The sequence below is a fragment of the Pseudoalteromonas apostichopi genome (assembly GCF_030297135.1).
Taxonomy (GTDB): domain Bacteria; phylum Pseudomonadota; class Gammaproteobacteria; order Enterobacterales; family Alteromonadaceae; genus Pseudoalteromonas; species Pseudoalteromonas apostichopi.
Window position 1 is genome coordinate 2,395,786 of sequence record NZ_AP028065.1, and the last position, 15,287, is coordinate 2,411,072.

The 15,287-nt window shown below is 39.9% G+C and carries 12 protein-coding genes; 9 read left to right on the forward strand and 3 right to left on the reverse strand.

Annotated features, from left to right (window positions below; all coding sequences use genetic code 11):
- Positions 1-42 precede the first annotated feature (42 nt).
- Together QUE86_RS10815 and QUE86_RS10820 are read left to right on the forward strand one after the other, a co-directional pair.
- On the forward strand, positions 43-3,471 hold the full coding sequence (locus tag QUE86_RS10815) for a response regulator (RefSeq protein ID WP_286257164.1): 3,429 nt from the start codon (positions 43-45) through the stop codon (positions 3,469-3,471).
- Entirely contained in the window at positions 3,440-4,363 is a 924-nt protein-coding gene (locus QUE86_RS10820; protein ID WP_286257166.1) for a GGDEF domain-containing response regulator, read from the forward strand. Before QUE86_RS10815 ends, QUE86_RS10820 begins: the two co-directional genes overlap by 32 nt.
- Positions 4,364-4,394: 31 nt before the next feature.
- Here the strand turns inward: QUE86_RS10820 and QUE86_RS10825 are convergent, their stop codons facing one another.
- Positions 4,395-4,775 carry a DUF3192 domain-containing protein gene (locus tag QUE86_RS10825; protein ID WP_130049661.1) on the reverse strand — a complete coding sequence of 127 codons (381 nt, stop codon included), beginning with the start codon at positions 4,773-4,775 and terminating at the stop codon, positions 4,395-4,397.
- A gap of 162 nt (positions 4,776-4,937) precedes the next feature.
- On the reverse strand, positions 4,938-5,882 hold the full coding sequence (locus QUE86_RS10830) for a D-2-hydroxyacid dehydrogenase (protein ID WP_130049660.1): 945 nt from the start codon (positions 5,880-5,882) through the stop codon (positions 4,938-4,940).
- 94 nt (positions 5,883-5,976) lie between these two features.
- Between QUE86_RS10830 and zntR the strand changes: the two genes are divergently transcribed.
- The 4 genes from zntR to QUE86_RS10850 all read left to right on the forward strand — a co-directional run bounded on the left by zntR (position 5,977) and on the right by QUE86_RS10850 (position 9,284).
- Positions 5,977-6,390: a Zn(2+)-responsive transcriptional regulator gene (zntR, locus tag QUE86_RS10835; protein WP_130052199.1), complete on the forward strand. Its 414-nt coding sequence runs from the start codon at positions 5,977-5,979 to the stop codon at positions 6,388-6,390.
- Entirely contained in the window at positions 6,374-7,654 is a 1,281-nt protein-coding gene (locus tag QUE86_RS10840; RefSeq protein ID WP_130049659.1) for an SO_0444 family Cu/Zn efflux transporter, read from the forward strand. The genes zntR and QUE86_RS10840 overlap by 17 nt, the downstream gene beginning before the upstream one ends.
- A gap of 154 nt (positions 7,655-7,808) precedes the next feature.
- Complete coding sequence (locus QUE86_RS10845) at positions 7,809-8,939, forward strand: 1-acyl-sn-glycerol-3-phosphate acyltransferase (protein WP_130049658.1); 1,131 nt, start codon at positions 7,809-7,811, stop codon at positions 8,937-8,939.
- A gap of 99 nt (positions 8,940-9,038) precedes the next feature.
- Positions 9,039-9,284, forward strand: coding sequence for a DUF1289 domain-containing protein (locus QUE86_RS10850; RefSeq protein ID WP_130049657.1), 246 nt, complete (start codon positions 9,039-9,041; stop codon positions 9,282-9,284).
- Here the strand turns inward: QUE86_RS10850 and QUE86_RS10855 are convergent.
- Entirely contained in the window at positions 9,281-9,982 is a 702-nt protein-coding gene (locus QUE86_RS10855; RefSeq protein ID WP_233786787.1) for a type 2 periplasmic-binding domain-containing protein, read from the reverse strand. The genes QUE86_RS10850 and QUE86_RS10855 overlap by 4 nt on opposite strands.
- 153 nt (positions 9,983-10,135) lie before the next feature.
- Here QUE86_RS10855 and QUE86_RS10860 point away from each other — a divergent pair, with 153 nt between their 5' ends.
- The 3 genes from QUE86_RS10860 to QUE86_RS10870 all read left to right on the forward strand — a co-directional run bounded on the left by QUE86_RS10860 (position 10,136) and on the right by QUE86_RS10870 (position 15,284).
- Positions 10,136-10,336, forward strand: coding sequence for a DUF3283 family protein (locus QUE86_RS10860; RefSeq protein WP_130049656.1), 201 nt, complete (start codon positions 10,136-10,138; stop codon positions 10,334-10,336).
- A 106-nt stretch (positions 10,337-10,442) separates the two neighbouring features.
- Positions 10,443-10,763 carry a GNAT family N-acetyltransferase gene (locus QUE86_RS10865; RefSeq protein ID WP_286257169.1) on the forward strand — a complete coding sequence of 107 codons (321 nt, stop codon included), beginning with the start codon at positions 10,443-10,445 and terminating at the stop codon, positions 10,761-10,763.
- 15 nt (positions 10,764-10,778) lie between these two features.
- Entirely contained in the window at positions 10,779-15,284 is a 4,506-nt protein-coding gene (locus QUE86_RS10870) for an EAL domain-containing protein (protein WP_130049654.1), read from the forward strand.
- Positions 15,285-15,287: the final 3 nt, after the last annotated feature.

Sequence of the window (15,287 nt, forward strand, 5' to 3'; positions counted from 1 at the left end):
CTCGTTAACCTAGCTGTAACGAGGTAAGGTACATATAAGCCAGTGAATTTTTTACCATTAAAGCATTATTATCGCTCTTTGGCAGTGGCACTTATTGTGCCGCTGCTGGTGGCGTTTTTTTTGTGTTTACACCTGTATAACTTAAAACTTGAGCGAGTGATAGAAAGCAGGCAAAACGGATTTAATAATATTACTGCTCAGCTTTCCCATGCGATGAATGCCGCGGATGGCCTCATAGACACCATGTTCAAGCTTTATGAACAGCCACTTTCTTATGATTTTGATCCTAGTTGGACACGTAATGTGAATCAATATGATCACTATTACTATCAAAGTGTGGGCGATGGAGTGGGGGAGATAGTCGGGCAAGGAAAGTTTGCCTCAACGGCTTATGCAATTAATCAATGGCGACGAGTTATTGCGCTTGGTCCCTCGTTTAATACTACGCTGTCACTTATTCAATCTTTAGAAGGTGTTGCTTATGTTAATGAGCAAGGTTTTGTTTACATCAAGCGCCGTAGCATAACAAAAAGTGAATTTCTGACCAGTGTGTTAGATAACAAATTTCGACCTTTATTAATAAATAGCAATAATCTTGCCTCTAGCTCTGTGTTGACCATTAATGGTCATGCCTATTTTGCAATTGGCAAGCAAAGAGCTGCTAATAGTCGCGATTACATTGTGTTGATTTATGATCTTGAAGCAATTTCTAATTGGTTAAAAAAAATAGCGCCTAACTATGGTGAGTATATTTTTATCAATCAAGATAACCAAGTTATTGCCAGCTCAAAGGCAACGCTTAATACGACCATTAGTGCCAGCGAACATTGGCCGCATGTCGCGGTAGATATGCGCAAAAATAACGATAGTCATTTAGTACAAGAAGCGACCAACTTACCTATTTACACTCGTTTCTATGAATCACAGCAAGCTCTTAGTGAACCAGTTGGCTATGACATCTTTTTAGAGTTCGCATTTTTGAGTGTTTTTTTAGTGATGATGTTCAGCGCTGTTTTTTGGTTGAGTCAGCGCATTTTTGTAAAACCGATGACGCACTTAATGAATTACCTTGAGCAGCATGATGAAGGCAAACAAGCGTTAGTTCATTATCGGATTCCTGTTGATTGGCAGCCTTGGTTCAGCCGTGTGAAAAAGGTGTTTAGTCGTAATGAGGAGCTCGTTCAATCTTTACAAGAGGCAAATAAAGCGCTTGATTCCCAAGTACAGGTAAAGTCAAAGCAATTGCGCCGTAGTATTGATGCGAAAGAGCGTCACTTAGCGTTATTAAATACTATGCTAAATAACGTGCCGGATCTTATTTACTTTAAGAATATCGATGGCTCGTTTTTAGGCTGTAATAAGGCGTATGAGCGCTATATAGGCTTGCCACAAGAGAAGTTAGTGGGCCAGCAACTATGTGATATTAGTGATGATAACGGCGAGTTAAATGAGCTTGAAAAGCAAGTACTCAAAGACCGCCAAGCTTATCAAAAAAGATTGACCACCGAAGATAACAGTTATTTGTTTAGCATTGTGCCATTTTACAACGAGCATCAGCAATTTCTTGGCACTATGGCGATTGGTCGTGATATTACCGAGCAGCATAATGCGCTTAATGCATTACAAAGCTCTGAAGCTAAATTACGCAGTGCTATGGAATATGCTGCTAATGGAGTGTTGTTGGTTTCGCTTGAAGATCAGGTGCTGCAAGCAAATAAAGCAGCACGTAGAATCTTTGCAATTGAAAACGCCAATGACCTCAAATTAATAGACTTATTTGCAGAGCCATCTTATCAGACGCTAAAGGATACCTTGACAGAGTTACTGCATGAGAAGAAAAAAGTTTATCACTTTAGTCTTGAGCAGCAAGAGCAACAGCGGTGGTTACAAATTAGCGTGTCATTAGTTTGGAATGCTGAGCAAACACCCGATTACTATGTTGTTCATGTACAGGATGTGACGGATTTAGTGCAAGCAAAAGATGATGCAGAGCGAGCAACATTAGCTAAAAGCCGTTTTATAGCTAACCTAAGTCATGAAATACGCACACCACTTAATGCTGTACTAGGCTTAATTGATGTGATTGCACTGCAAGGGTTAACACAGCCGCAGCGTAACCATGCCGAGCAAGCAAAATCTGCAGCCAATAGCTTGCTTACCTTATTAAATCGTATGCTAGATTTTGCCTGCGCTGAAAGCTCGCAAGTACAACTTAATAAAGCCCCTTTTAGTGTGCCTGATTTAATCGATTACTGTCAGGGGATCACAGCTCCCTTATGTGCGAATAAAAATATCGAGTTTAAAGTCAAATGTGACCAAAGTATTAGTGATAACTTGGTTGGTGATCAAATTTGCTTGCAGCAAGTATTAGCTAACCTACTCACTAACGCAGCAAAATTCACCGAGCAAGGCACAGTGACATTAAACTTAATGCTGGTGGAGGAATCTGCTGAGCAGCAACTTATTTGTTTTACAGTCAAAGACACCGGTATTGGTATTAGTAAGGCCGATCAAAGCCGCTTATTTGATGCATTTACCCAAGGCGATGAATCATTAACGCGCTCTCATCAGGGGGTTGGTTTAGGTTTAGCGATTGTTAAATACGAAGTTGCATTGATGGGAGGCGAAATTAAGCTTGAAAGTGAAAAAGGCAAAGGCAGTGAATTTTGCTTTTGCTTGCAGCTCGATAAAGCCGTAGAGCCTGTGAAAAAAGAGCTGGTTTCATTGCCTTCTAGTACTGATCTATCTGGACTTTTAGTACTTGCTGTGGATGATAATCCACTAAATTTAAGCATTATTAAAAGCATTTTAGAGCAAATTGATGTCACTGTTGTGTGTGCACACAGTGGTGAAAAAGGCATTGAGCTGGCAAATAGCCTCAGACCTGATCTCATTTTTATGGATATTCAGATGCCAGAAATGGATGGTTGTCAGGCAACGCGTATTATTCGTCAGTCTTTCACTAAAGAGCAAATGCCGATATATGCACTCACTGCACACAGTGAAAGCGAAGATATTGAGCATTCTATTTCGGCCGGTATGAATAAGCATCTCACTAAACCTATTGTTGCCAGTAAATTATTTTTAGCAATGAGTGAGTTGGATAGGCCAAAAGAAGTCTTTTTTGATCAAGCTTTTATAATGTCTCAGTTTGCAAATAATACTAAGTTAGTATTAACTATGTTGTCGAAGTTTGCGACTATGGCAGCTGAGCAGCTATTACAAATCTCTACATTAAAAACTACCAATGAGTTGGTTCGTGTAGTTCATAATGTTAAAGGATCAGCTGGCAATCTTGGTTTTAAGCGATTGTCAGCGTGCGCACAACAATGTGAAGCTAGGCTTAAAGCAGATGGCGAATTGCCCGAGCAATTAAATGATGAATTGCAATGGCAAATAAAACAGGTCATTGCATTTATCATTGAACAAGGATCTACTGATGTTGAAAAGAGCCAAGGTACTGATTGTTGATGACGATCCGTTAAATCGCTTGGTATTAGAGAAAACATTACAGCAAGACTATGATGTTTTTTGTGTAGAGAGTGGCGAAAAAGCACTGACGTTTTTAAAAACGCAGACTGTTGATTTATTGATCTTGGATATTGTGATGCCAGGCATTGACGGTTATGAAGTGCTAACTAAGTTAAAAGAAAACGCTGCCACCAGTATGCTGCCTGTTATATTCATTTCTGCAAATACCAGCCATGATGACGAAGCTAAGGGCCTTGAATTAGGCGCGATGGATTACATCACGAAACCATTTAGTGCTGCAATCGTTCGTGCCCGTGTACGCAATCAGCTGCTGATCAAACAAAAAAATGACTTACTCGAAATGCTCGCCTCAATTGATGGCTTAACTGAGATCCCAAATAGACGTTATTTGGATGAAAACTTAGCGCGAGAGTGGCGCCGGTGTCGTCGAGATCAAACTCCGTTATCAGTGTTACTAATGGATGTCGATCATTTTAAACGTTACAACGATTGCTATGGCCACCGTGCAGGTGATGACTGCTTAAAAAAAATTGCTCATGCCTTAGTTGGGGCTTGTGAGCGAGGCAGTGACTTTGTTGCTCGTTATGGTGGTGAAGAGTTTGCTGCGGTGTTACCCAATACTTCAGCGAAAGAAGCTATGTCGTTTGCAAATAAACTGCGCAATGCGGTGAATGAGTTAAACATTCTACACAAAGCGTCGCTAAATGCTGACCATGTCACAATTAGTATTGGTATTGCGACCACAGAAAATGGTCAGGTTTATGCAGAACAAACCTTACTTGAAGAAGCTGATTTAGGTCTTTATCAGGCTAAAGATGCCGGGCGAGATCAAATTGTATCGAGAATGATCGCTGTAAATGAATCAGAGTAGGCAAAGCCTACTCTTAACTTTAGCTTGCTAATTAGCCGTTACTTAGCGATTTATAAATTGTATCACCCACACCAATTAACTTATCATTTTTAAATACGAGTGGCGTACACTCGTCTTTAGTCATCTTGCCATCAGAATGAATGCTATGTGTTACATAGAATAATACCTGATAAACATCATCACCCTGCTTTAACAACTCGGTAAAGTTAGGTGTATTCAGTTTGTTTAATACGGTTTGGTAGCTTGTATCTAATGCGAGATTAGAAATCACTTCACGGTTACTTTTATGCTGTTTTTCCCAGCTAGAAGAACTACCAGCCCAATGAGTGTCGGCTTCACCGTCAGAAACAGCGATGACACAGCCAGTTAAAAATGGTGCAGTTAGAGCGGCAATTAGAAGTGCTTTTTTCATGTTTTTTATCCCTAAGAAATTGTTTTATAGTTAAACCTTGATAGCAAACTGCTTGCCAAAAATTTTATTTTTAATAAAATCATTGGGTTAATGTTATTTTGCGCAATGGGGCTAAGTAAAAAATCACTAACTACTTAGCTCTATTGACTAATATATTGCCTTTTAGACCAACCTGTTACGCATCTCGCCCTGATTAAATGCTTGAATATTTAAAGCTATTTCGTTAACTAAGCGAACAATAGACTCTTGGCTTGCCCATGCGATGTGAGGCGTGAGCAATAGGTTTGACCCTTTGTAGAGTGCTAGCGGGTTTGATTGCTCTGCGGGTTCTTTGCTGAGTACATCAACACCAGCTCCAGCAATGATATTATTAGCCAATGCATCTGCTAAATCAGCTTCATTGATGATACCACCACGGGCGGTATTAATAATGATGGCTGACGGTTTCATCATTCTTAACTCTTCCGCGGCTATTTGGTTGCGAGTTTCATCAGTTAGCGGGCAGTGAACACTAATAATATCCGCTGTTTTTAGGGCGTCATTAAAACTGACGCGACCTTCACGAGGTGCTTGGCCTTTACGCTCACTGATGATGACTTTGGCACCAAAGACTCGTGCTACGTCGGCAACGGCTTTACCCAGTGACCCATAACCAACAATTGCCAATGTTTTGCTGGCAATTTCATTAAAGCTGTAATCTAGGCGACAAAACATCGGGCTTTTTTGCCATAAGCCTTGCTGACAATCATTAATGTATCTGTGAGTATTACCCAATAAATTAGTGATTAGAGTAAAGGTATGTTGTACCACACTTGGTGTTGAATAGCCCGCTACATTTGTCACTGCAATGTTATGCTTCTTAGCCGCCTCTAAGTCAATGTTGTTAGTACCTGTGGCTGCAACGCAAATGAGTTTTAAATTAGTCAGCTTAGCCATGGCGTGCTGATCAATCACCACTTTATTACTGATAACTACATCTGCATCTTGGCTGCGCTCAACAACTTGTTCTTGGTTGGTTAAGTCATAACAGGTTAATTTACCTAATTGCGCTAAGGCATCTAACGAAGTGTTGGCTAATGTCGCTGCATCAAGGACAGTAATATTCATGTGCTTTCCTTTTTTAATTTATTGCTTGACCTTGGGGTGTACTCCAAGGTTTATAGTGAGCATAATAAATAAACGCTTCACAATGGAGACGGTGATGAAAATAGGTGAGTTTGCCCGTCAGTTGGGTGTCTCAACAGATACGCTAAGGTACTACGAAAAGCATGGTTTGTTAACGCCAAGTTCGCGTTCAGACGTAGGATATCGTTTTTACTCTGAGGATGATTATAAGCAAATGGCTTTTATTCTCAGAGCAAAGAATGTTGGCTTTAGTTTGGCTGAGATTAAAGAGCTACTTCAGATTAAATTTCATAAAGATCAGCACTCTTGCCATGAAGTTAAAGAGATGACGTTACAAAAACGTGATCTCGTTGCACAAAGAATTGCAGAGCTTACTCGCTTTTATGACTCACTTTCATTATTGGCAGATAAATGTTGTGGCGGTGAAGAACCTGCTGAAAACTGTTCGATACTAACGACGCTGGAGGATATCGATGGACTTACTCATTAATTTTTGGCACCTGTTTTTACTCTCAGCACCTTGGTTAATGCTAGGCTTATTCATCGCAGGTCTTTTAAATGTGTATTTGCCTGCCAACTTTCTTAATCGCCATTTAGGCAAAGAAGGCTTATGGACCACAGTGAAAGCGGCCTTTATTGGTGCCCCAATGCCACTGTGTTCATGTGGCGTAATCCCTGCGGCAATTGGTTTAAGAAGAGCGGGGGCGTCAAAAAGTGCCACCACAGCATTTTTGGTATCAACTCCTGAAACTGGGGTCGATTCGGTCTCCGTATCTTATGTGTTATTAGGTCCATTTATGGCGGTGATTCGCCCTATTGCAGCCGTATGCAGTGCGATTGTGGCAGGTGTTTTAGTAGGTAAAGACAGTGAACTTCATCAACAGCAAAGCACAATACCAAATAAAGAAAGCACTAAAACAGACTCTTGTTGTAGCAGTAAACAACCAGAGCCTATGACCGCATCAAGCTGTTGCAGCAAAGAGGCACCTGTTAAGCCCGCGCAAAGTTGTTGTAATAAGCAAACGCTTAAAGAACCTGAGCCTGTTAAAAAAACAAGTTGTTGTAGTAGCAAGGAACTGCAACCAACACAGGGTCAGCAACACAGTTGCTCAACAGAAAAAGAAGCACCTTCGCAGAAAAGCTGTTGTAGCAGTGAGCACTCAACTAAAACCGTTGAAAGTCGTTTTAGCAAACTGAAACGCGCGGTGAGTTTTAGTTGTAACAAGCTGCTTGAAGACACCATGATCTGGTTAATGATCGGTTTATTCTTTGCTGCTCTAGTACAAACTTATGTACCAGAATCTTATTTAAGCCAGTGGGGTAATGGCATCCTTGCGATGCTGGTGGTCATTTTAATCAGTATTCCTATGTACATCTGTGCGACTGCATCGACACCTATTGCGGCAGGCTTATTACTCAGTGGTGTGTCCCCCGGTGCGGTGCTCGTGTTTATGTTAGCTGGGCCAGCAACTAATATTGCAACGCTTGGTGTGGTTGGAAAAGAGCTTGGCAAGCGAGCAGTATTTGCCTACCTATTAGGGGTAATTGGAACGGCGCTAGCATTTGGCTTTTTAACCGATTATTTAGTGGCGCAGTATGGTTTTGTGGTTGCGCCTATGATGGGCGAAGAGCATGAAGTTTTACCTCATTGGTTAAGTCTTGCAGCGGGTATTGTATTGGCGATTTTAATGCTTAGATTGGTCCTCAAAATGGTATTAAAAAAGTCGTCTCAAACTGGTAAGAGCATTACTTAATTATTTGTTATAAAAATATTTTTTTACATTGATTGGGATTTAAGTTGGTTAACTATCGCGTCTCGGTTCGCATTTAAAATTGTCTGAGTTATAATCCGCCAATTATTTTTAACGGCACGCATCGCGTGCCGTTTTTTAACTTAAGTAGTTTTTAATGAGTGAAAGTGTGGATAAATACGCCGACATAAGACCTTACAATGATGATGAAGTAGCTGATTCAGTAGCGCGTTTGATTGCTGATAATGCCTTTGTAGATGTAATCGCTAAGTATAACCTACCGCGCTTTTTATCGAACTTCCCATTTCTTACTCGTCCATTGGTACGCAGCCAACTGCGTAAAAAATGGGGTAACACCTCATCGGTTGAGCAAGTTCAGCATGAAGTGGCTGATTATTTAAATAAATTAATTACCCGTACGACTTCAGAAGTGACGTTTTCTGGCATAGATAAACTAGATCCAAAACAAGCCTATTTATTTATCTCGAATCATCGCGATATCGTGCTTGATCCTGCATTAGTGAATTGGGGCTTGTTTAAGCACAATATGCCGACAGTGCGCATCGCAATTGGTGATAATTTACTGCAAATCCCTTATATCACTGAGTTAATGCGTTTAAATAAGAGCTTTATTGTGAAGCGTTCAGCGAAAGCACCAAAAGAGATGCTAAAAGCGCTGTCGCAGCTGTCTGCTTATATTTATGACTCATTAACAGAGGGTCATTCAATTTGGATAGCCCAAAAAGAAGGTCGAGCAAAAGACGGTTTTGATCAAACAGATCCAGCCTTACTTAAAATGTTGCAGTTACAAGGTCGTAAGCAGAAGAAAGAATTTGCTGAGTACGTACGCGAACTAAAAATTGTACCTGTGTCTATCTCTTATCAATACGAGCCATGTGCGATTGCTAAAGCGAAAGAGCTTTATCATAAACAGCAACATGGTCAGTATGTTAAACAGCAGGGTGAAGACATTGCCAGTATTGTTGAAGGCTTTAGTACAGCCAAAGGACATGTACATTTAGCGTTTGGCGAGCCAATTGAGTCGGGCTGTGAATCGCCTGAGGAGCTTGCAAAAACGATTGATCAGCAAATAGTTGATTCGTTTTTCTTACACCCAGGTAACTATATAGCGGGTGGTTGCACGCAAGCTATAATTGATGAAGAAGATGCCGCTGCCTTTAATGAGCGCATGGCGAAAGTGCCAGAAGAGTTAAAACCTTTGGTATTAGCGATGTATGCAAAACCATTTCATCGTAAAGCAGAACTTGCTACAAGCGAGTCTGAGTAAGCGATACAGTTAGTTTAAGAGGCCACTTTTTAAAGTGGCTTTTTTTATGGTTAATTTTCAGGCTATACTTTTAATATTCTTTATTAACCGGCATTTGTGATGCAACAAATTGAAATATTTGAAATTCCAAGCCCTTGCAAAGGGATATGCCAAGTTAATAACCGAGGCTATTGTAAAGGCTGCTATCGCAGTCGGGATGAGCGTTTTTATTGGAATCAGTTTACTAACGCGGAAAAGCGTAAAGTGATTAGCTTATGCCAACAGCGTTACAAACGTTACCTTCAGAAAAAACAGCAAGCACAACAGCAGCAAACAAACCCTGAGCAAGGTGGTTTTGATTTTTAAAATTCAGTGAGGTGGTATTTTGATTTTAGAAAGTGCACCGTACCGTTTTCATCAAGCTTTTTGAGTACCATGGTCAGTTGTGGAATTATTGCTTTATGGCGTTTGTGAACAAAGTGATAGCTCTGCATTGGCATTAACACTTGTTTATGAAAGGCTGTTTGATTAAAGTTTGGGTGCTTAGTTGACAGTAAAAAGTCTAGCAATATTGTCCCTTCAACACGTTTTTGTGTTAGTAAATTAAGCTGAGCAGTGACATTTCTGACTTTGATAACATCACCATTAAATGGGTGACGTTCGATATAACTCTGTGCAGCTGGGTAGCTTGATTGAATTGCTAAAGACTTGAGCTCTTCGTATTGACATTGCTGGCAATTTTTCAGCAGCACTAAATTAAAATCAAAAAGCGGATAATCGACTTTCAATAAATTAGGATAATTATCCTTAACATCAGCAATGCGACCTAACTGTCCATCGAGCACACCTTGGTTAGCGGCTACTAAAGCATTTTGATGATTGAAATCGATAATATGGACCTCATAACCTATTTCCTTATAAGCCATTTTCATTAAATCAATAACATAGCGAGCTTGTGGTGTATCGGCAGGGCGATTAAAAATCAGTAAGTTTGTGCTGGCGTTACTTAAGAAGCAAAAAAGCAGCAAAAATAAGGCAAATCCGTAATTAAGATACTTCGACAACGTGCATTCCTTGCGTACATAAATTGCTCGTTAATCTACTTATATGTGCCTCCAAAATCAAGTTTGTCGTGGTCTTTTTAGCCTAATAAAAGCGATTAAAGCGGTCTAATTTTGTTATACTTGTTAAATCAAAAAATTTATTGCTGAGAAAGTATGAGTTTCAATTTATGTAAATTGCCGCGAGAGCAAAAATATCAAATTCAATTGGATTACGAAGCGTCTTTTTGGGCCTATCAAATAAAGCGTGGAAAAAACACGCGTGAGGGCGTCTATACTGCAATAAACAATCGCCCTATCTCTGAGCAAGCTTTTCTTAAGCAGCAATTTGAGCATTACCTTTCGCTAATGAGCTAACATGGCAGACTTCAGATTTTGTTTACTTGAGCCGATTAAAACGCCCTTAGTAAATAAATTTTATGACAAAAACAATGCCCGTGGTCGAGCGACCAAAGCGGACTAGGTGTGGGTTGTTTACAATGAGTTAGAAATAATTGCTGCCTGCCGGGTTCAAGACCAATCAGGACAATTGTTTTTGTCTACTCTTTATGTTGATGAAATGTGGCGGGGTCAAAAGATAGCCTCACAATTGCTTACTACTGTAACTGATGCACAAAAAGGTACCGTTTTTACCTTCGTGTACCAAAATCTGATTGATCTTTATCTACAAAATGGGTTTAACTATGCATTAACATTACCCAATTCTTTGCAATCGTTGTTTGAGGTATATGCGCATCGAAAAGTAGTTGCGATGCACTTTACGCGTGACACAGTGCCAAGTTAGCAATTTGGAACGTCAATGACTAAGTTCTTCTCCAGTATAGCGTTATTTTTTATTTTGACTTGTGGCTTGTTTAGCCATTCTGCCTTTTCCCAGGTAAAACGTTTATCAACAAGTGAAGGCTTATCACAAAGTTATGTTAACACCATGCTCATCGATAATAGTGGATACTTATGGTTATCGACTGAAGGGGGCCTCAATCGTTACGATGGTTATCAGGTTGTGCATATCAAAGGCCCTAATGGTGAACTTGAAGACTCAATCATTGACCGTATTTACCAAGACCCGCAAGGTTATATCTGGATAGCTTCCCTACAAGCGGGTTTATTCCGTTATGATCCCACCACCGACACTTATCAGCAGTTTATTGCTAAACCTACCACTGAAGAGCAAATTTTTATTGAGTCAGTGTTTAGTATGGTGGCGGTTGATGACAAAACACTATGGCTAGGGCGTGGTTGGGATTTTGCCAAGCTAGACTTAGAAACGAAAAAAATCACCTCTATTTTTGAAATTCCTGAGCGGGTAAAAAGCAGTGTTATACGTGAACTTTACGCGTATCAAGGTTTTATCTTTATGGGCACTAGCAATGGCGCCTATGTTTATGAACTTGCATCTGGCAAGGTCCGTAAGTTAGAACATTTGCAAAATGAGCCAAGCCACATCTACCAAAACTATGTGAAGTCATTCTCGGTGATAAACAACAATACTTTGTTAGTTGGGGCTGTGAGAGGACTATATCAGGTAGATATTAGTAATTTGCAAGCCATGTTTGATACTCCTGACATCGCCTTTAAAAATAAATCACTGATCAGTGATTTGAATATTTGGAAGATTATTCCAGAGGCTAACTCAGTTACCTTAGGCACTGATAAGGGCTTATTTGAATATAACCTAGAAACTGGCGAGTTAGTTAAGAATATGCGCTTAAAAGAAAGTGGCTATACTCTAGCTGATACCAGCATTATTGATATAGTGAAAGACCGTTCTGGTGGGATGTGGCTAGCAACCAAAAATGACGGTGCCTTTTACCAATCTTATGATAACTACAACTTTATCAATGTTACAGCCAATACATTAAAGGGTGATGGATTATCTCATCATTCAATTTGGAGTATTACAGAGTTTCAAAATCGCCTTTGGCTTGCTACGCATAATGGTTTAACAGCGGTTGATTTAGAAACTTACGAAAGCGAGGTTTTCTTAAAGGATTATCAAGTCGATCTTATTACAACTGAGTTTAGTATCTACCAAGTAATGCCCTATAAAGATAAGCTATGGTTACATACCAATCGAGGCGTTTTAAGTTTTGATCCGAAAACAGGGCAGGCAACACCAGTAAAAGCGGCAGATCCAGAGAAACAGGTTTTAATTAATGATTGGGTTCATGGCATATTGTTGATGCCATCGGGTGACCTTTACTATGTTCATCCTGATTACGGCATGTTTGTTTATAATATTGATAGCCAAAAAGTCACCCGGTTAGGCGGTAAATTTGATGAGTTTGAGCCGTTCTTAGCTTACGGTTTTTTGCCTGCATTATCATCTAACCCAGAGGCACCTCTATTTTATAATGCAGGTATTCTCTATCAAGTAGATCCTAACACATACGAACTAACCACGATTTATACAGTCCCAGAGCAACACGAAAATGTGGCTGTGAATGTGATGTCATACATCATAGATAACAACAATGTACTGTGGTTATCATTATCGAATTTTGGTTTGATTGGTTTAGATGCCGATACTTATGAACATATTTACACAATTGATTTAGAAAAGAATAAGTTAGGTACATTGCTTTACGATATGGTACTTGATGAAGCGGGCATGATATGGATGAGTAGCCACAAAGGATTATGGCGACTAAATCCAAATAATCTGCACTTTCAACAGTTTACTGGCTCAGAGGGGTTATTCTCAACCGAGTTTAATAGTGGTGCATTTACTAAGCTTGAATCAGGGCAAATTGTCTATGGTACGTTAAAAGGATTTACTTACTTTTATCCAATGGATAACCACTATCAGCAAGCTTTAATTGATCACGTTAATATCACTAATCTTGATTTGATGTCTCGTGATTTACCCGCTGAGTTAAAACAGCCAATCGACAGTGTTGTCCTTGAGCATGATGATATAGGATTAGAAGTTGCGTTTTCGGCAATGGCATTCAATTATCAAGAGCGTATTATTTATGAATATCAGCTTGGGGATGGCCAAAAAACGTACACACGAAATAACAACCGTGTGTTATTCCCTAAACTCAGCGCAGGAAAATACCATCTTAAAGTTTGGGCTAAAGATCCATTAACGGGAGATTTAACGCCGCCCGCTATTTTGAATATCGAAGTAAAATACCCACTTTGGCGCGCACCACACTTCATTATTTTATATGTGATTCTGGTTGCACTATTTGTAGCTGCTTGGATATTTAGACGTAATCGAATGCAACAAATATTGCTAGCAGCTCATAAAGAAAGTAAAGAGAGTGAAGCGCGATTAAAGCTCGCTCTTGAAGGTAGTCATTCAGGTGTATGGGATTGGTCATCGCAAAGCCCAATTATTTATCAACCACGTCTTAAAAATGAGCTCGGCTATGAGACCGATAGCGTAAACTTAGATGATTATTTAGCAAAGATTCACCCACATGATAAACAAACCTTCCGTTTAGAGTGGTTAGAGTTTTTATCGACTCAAAAAGGTTATTTCAATTGTACTTACAGGCTGCGTCATGCCGATGGTAATTGGCGTTGGTATAAAGACTTTGGCAAAGTGGTTGAATGGCAAGGCAATGCTCCTGAAAAAGTAGCAGGCACTTATACGAATATGACTCGTGAGTTAGTATTTGAGGAAAATGCTCGCTTGTTTGGTGCGGCATTCGAACAAACACGAGACTGGGTATTTATCTTAGATAAAAACTTACGTATTCGAGCTACCAATAAATCCTTTCAAGATGCATTTGGTTTTCCGGCTGAGCCGCGTTCTAGTCGCTCGTTAACCTTAGGGATGCCAATTCCTACACGAATTCATTACTTGCGCATTATGCAAAAGCTTAAATCTGGTGAGCACTTCTCTGCAGAAGATGTAGTTTCAGTTGCGAGCGGTGAAAAGCGCCAAGTATTGATAAAAATAAGTGCAGTAGCAGGTAATAACCGCCAACTTGATAGCTATGTGATTATTGTTACTGATATTAGCGCGCAAAAGCTGGCTGAAAGTGAGCTACATTTACTCGCTAATTATGATGCTTTAACCGGCCTACCTAATAAAACCTTGTTTAATGATCGGGTGGTCCACGCTATTGAACAGGCTGATTATCATCAAACAAAAGTGGCGTTATTAAACGTTAATATTAAGCGCTTTAAGCATTTTAATGATTCACTTGGGCGCGAAGAATCAGATGAACTAATCAAGCGAGTTGCTAAGCGCTTAAAGCATGTACTTCGCCCGCAAGATAGTGTGGCACGTTTCGATGGTGATGAGTTTGTGATCCTTGCTGAAGATTTTAAACAGCTGGATGAATTACTATTACTATGCGCTAAAGTAATGGATTGTGTTGATACACATATTGAACTGAGCCAACAAGCGGTAAAAGTAAACCTTAGCGTCGGTGTTGCTGTTTACCCAGATGATGCAAAAGACACAAAAGCGTTATTAAAAGCAGCTAATGTGGCACTTTATCACGCGAAAAGTCATGTTGAAGGGTGTTATCAGTTCTATAAGCAAGAAATGAATTTACAAGTGCAGCGCACTTTGCATTTAGAATCTCAGTTAAGTAAAGCTTACCAAGAGCACGAGTTTTGTAATTTTTATCAGCCAATAGTAAGCGCAGAAACTTGCCAAGTTGCAGGGCTTGAAGTGCTTCTACGTTGGCCGAGTAATGATGAATATAAACCTGAAGACTTCGCTAATGCCGCAGAAAGTTCAGGGCTTATTACCAAAATTATGTTGCAAACTCTATCGAGAGCATTGATTGAATTGCGCCAGTGGCGTACTACGCATCCTGATTTATATATTTCAATTAATCTCTCCGCCCTTGATTTTGAAAGCGAAAATCTGGTTGAAAAAATACATCAATCAATAAGCGCAATTAATGTACCTGCGAGTGCATTAGTTTTTGAAATCACCGAATCAGTTATGATGCATGATTCGGATAAAGCGCAGCAAAGTATGGAAAAGCTCAAAGCGCTAGGTTGTCGTATTTATATGGATGACTTTGGTACGGGCTATGCCTCACTGACCTATTTAAAACGTTTCCCGGTCGATGTACTGAAAATAGACAAGAGCTTTGTTAATGACATCGGAGTTGATAAAGGCGATGAGGCTATCATTAACTCAACACTTACCCTTGCAAAAAGTTTAGGTAAAGAGTGTGTAGCTGAAGGAGTTGAAAATCGCACCCAGTTACAATTCTTACGTTCTTTAGGGTGTGAGTATTTCCAAGGTTATTTGTTCAGCAAACCTGTGGCGGGAGACGAAGTGAAAGCGCTTTTAGATACACAGTGGAGCGATGAGTTTTTAGGGTAAAGC

What these genes read in the sequence shown, in the direction of transcription:
- QUE86_RS10850 (WP_130049657.1), top strand. Translation starts at nt 9,039, where the DNA reads ATGCAACAAATTGAAATATTTGAAATTCCAAGCCCTTGCAAAGGGATA.
- QUE86_RS10840 (WP_130049659.1), top strand. Translation starts at nt 6,374, where the DNA reads ATGGACTTACTCATTAATTTTTGGCACCTGTTTTTACTCTCAGCACCT.
- QUE86_RS10870 (WP_130049654.1), top strand. Translation starts at nt 10,779, where the DNA reads ATGACTAAGTTCTTCTCCAGTATAGCGTTATTTTTTATTTTGACTTGT.
- QUE86_RS10845 (WP_130049658.1), top strand. Translation starts at nt 7,809, where the DNA reads ATGAGTGAAAGTGTGGATAAATACGCCGACATAAGACCTTACAATGAT.
- zntR (WP_130052199.1), top strand. Translation starts at nt 5,977, where the DNA reads ATGAAAATAGGTGAGTTTGCCCGTCAGTTGGGTGTCTCAACAGATACG.
- QUE86_RS10820 (WP_286257166.1), top strand. Translation starts at nt 3,440, where the DNA reads ATGTTGAAAAGAGCCAAGGTACTGATTGTTGATGACGATCCGTTAAAT.
- QUE86_RS10830 (WP_130049660.1), bottom strand. Translation starts at nt 5,882, where the DNA reads ATGAATATTACTGTCCTTGATGCAGCGACATTAGCCAACACTTCGTTA.
- QUE86_RS10825 (WP_130049661.1), bottom strand. Translation starts at nt 4,775, where the DNA reads ATGAAAAAAGCACTTCTAATTGCCGCTCTAACTGCACCATTTTTAACT.
- QUE86_RS10860 (WP_130049656.1), top strand. Translation starts at nt 10,136, where the DNA reads ATGAGTTTCAATTTATGTAAATTGCCGCGAGAGCAAAAATATCAAATT.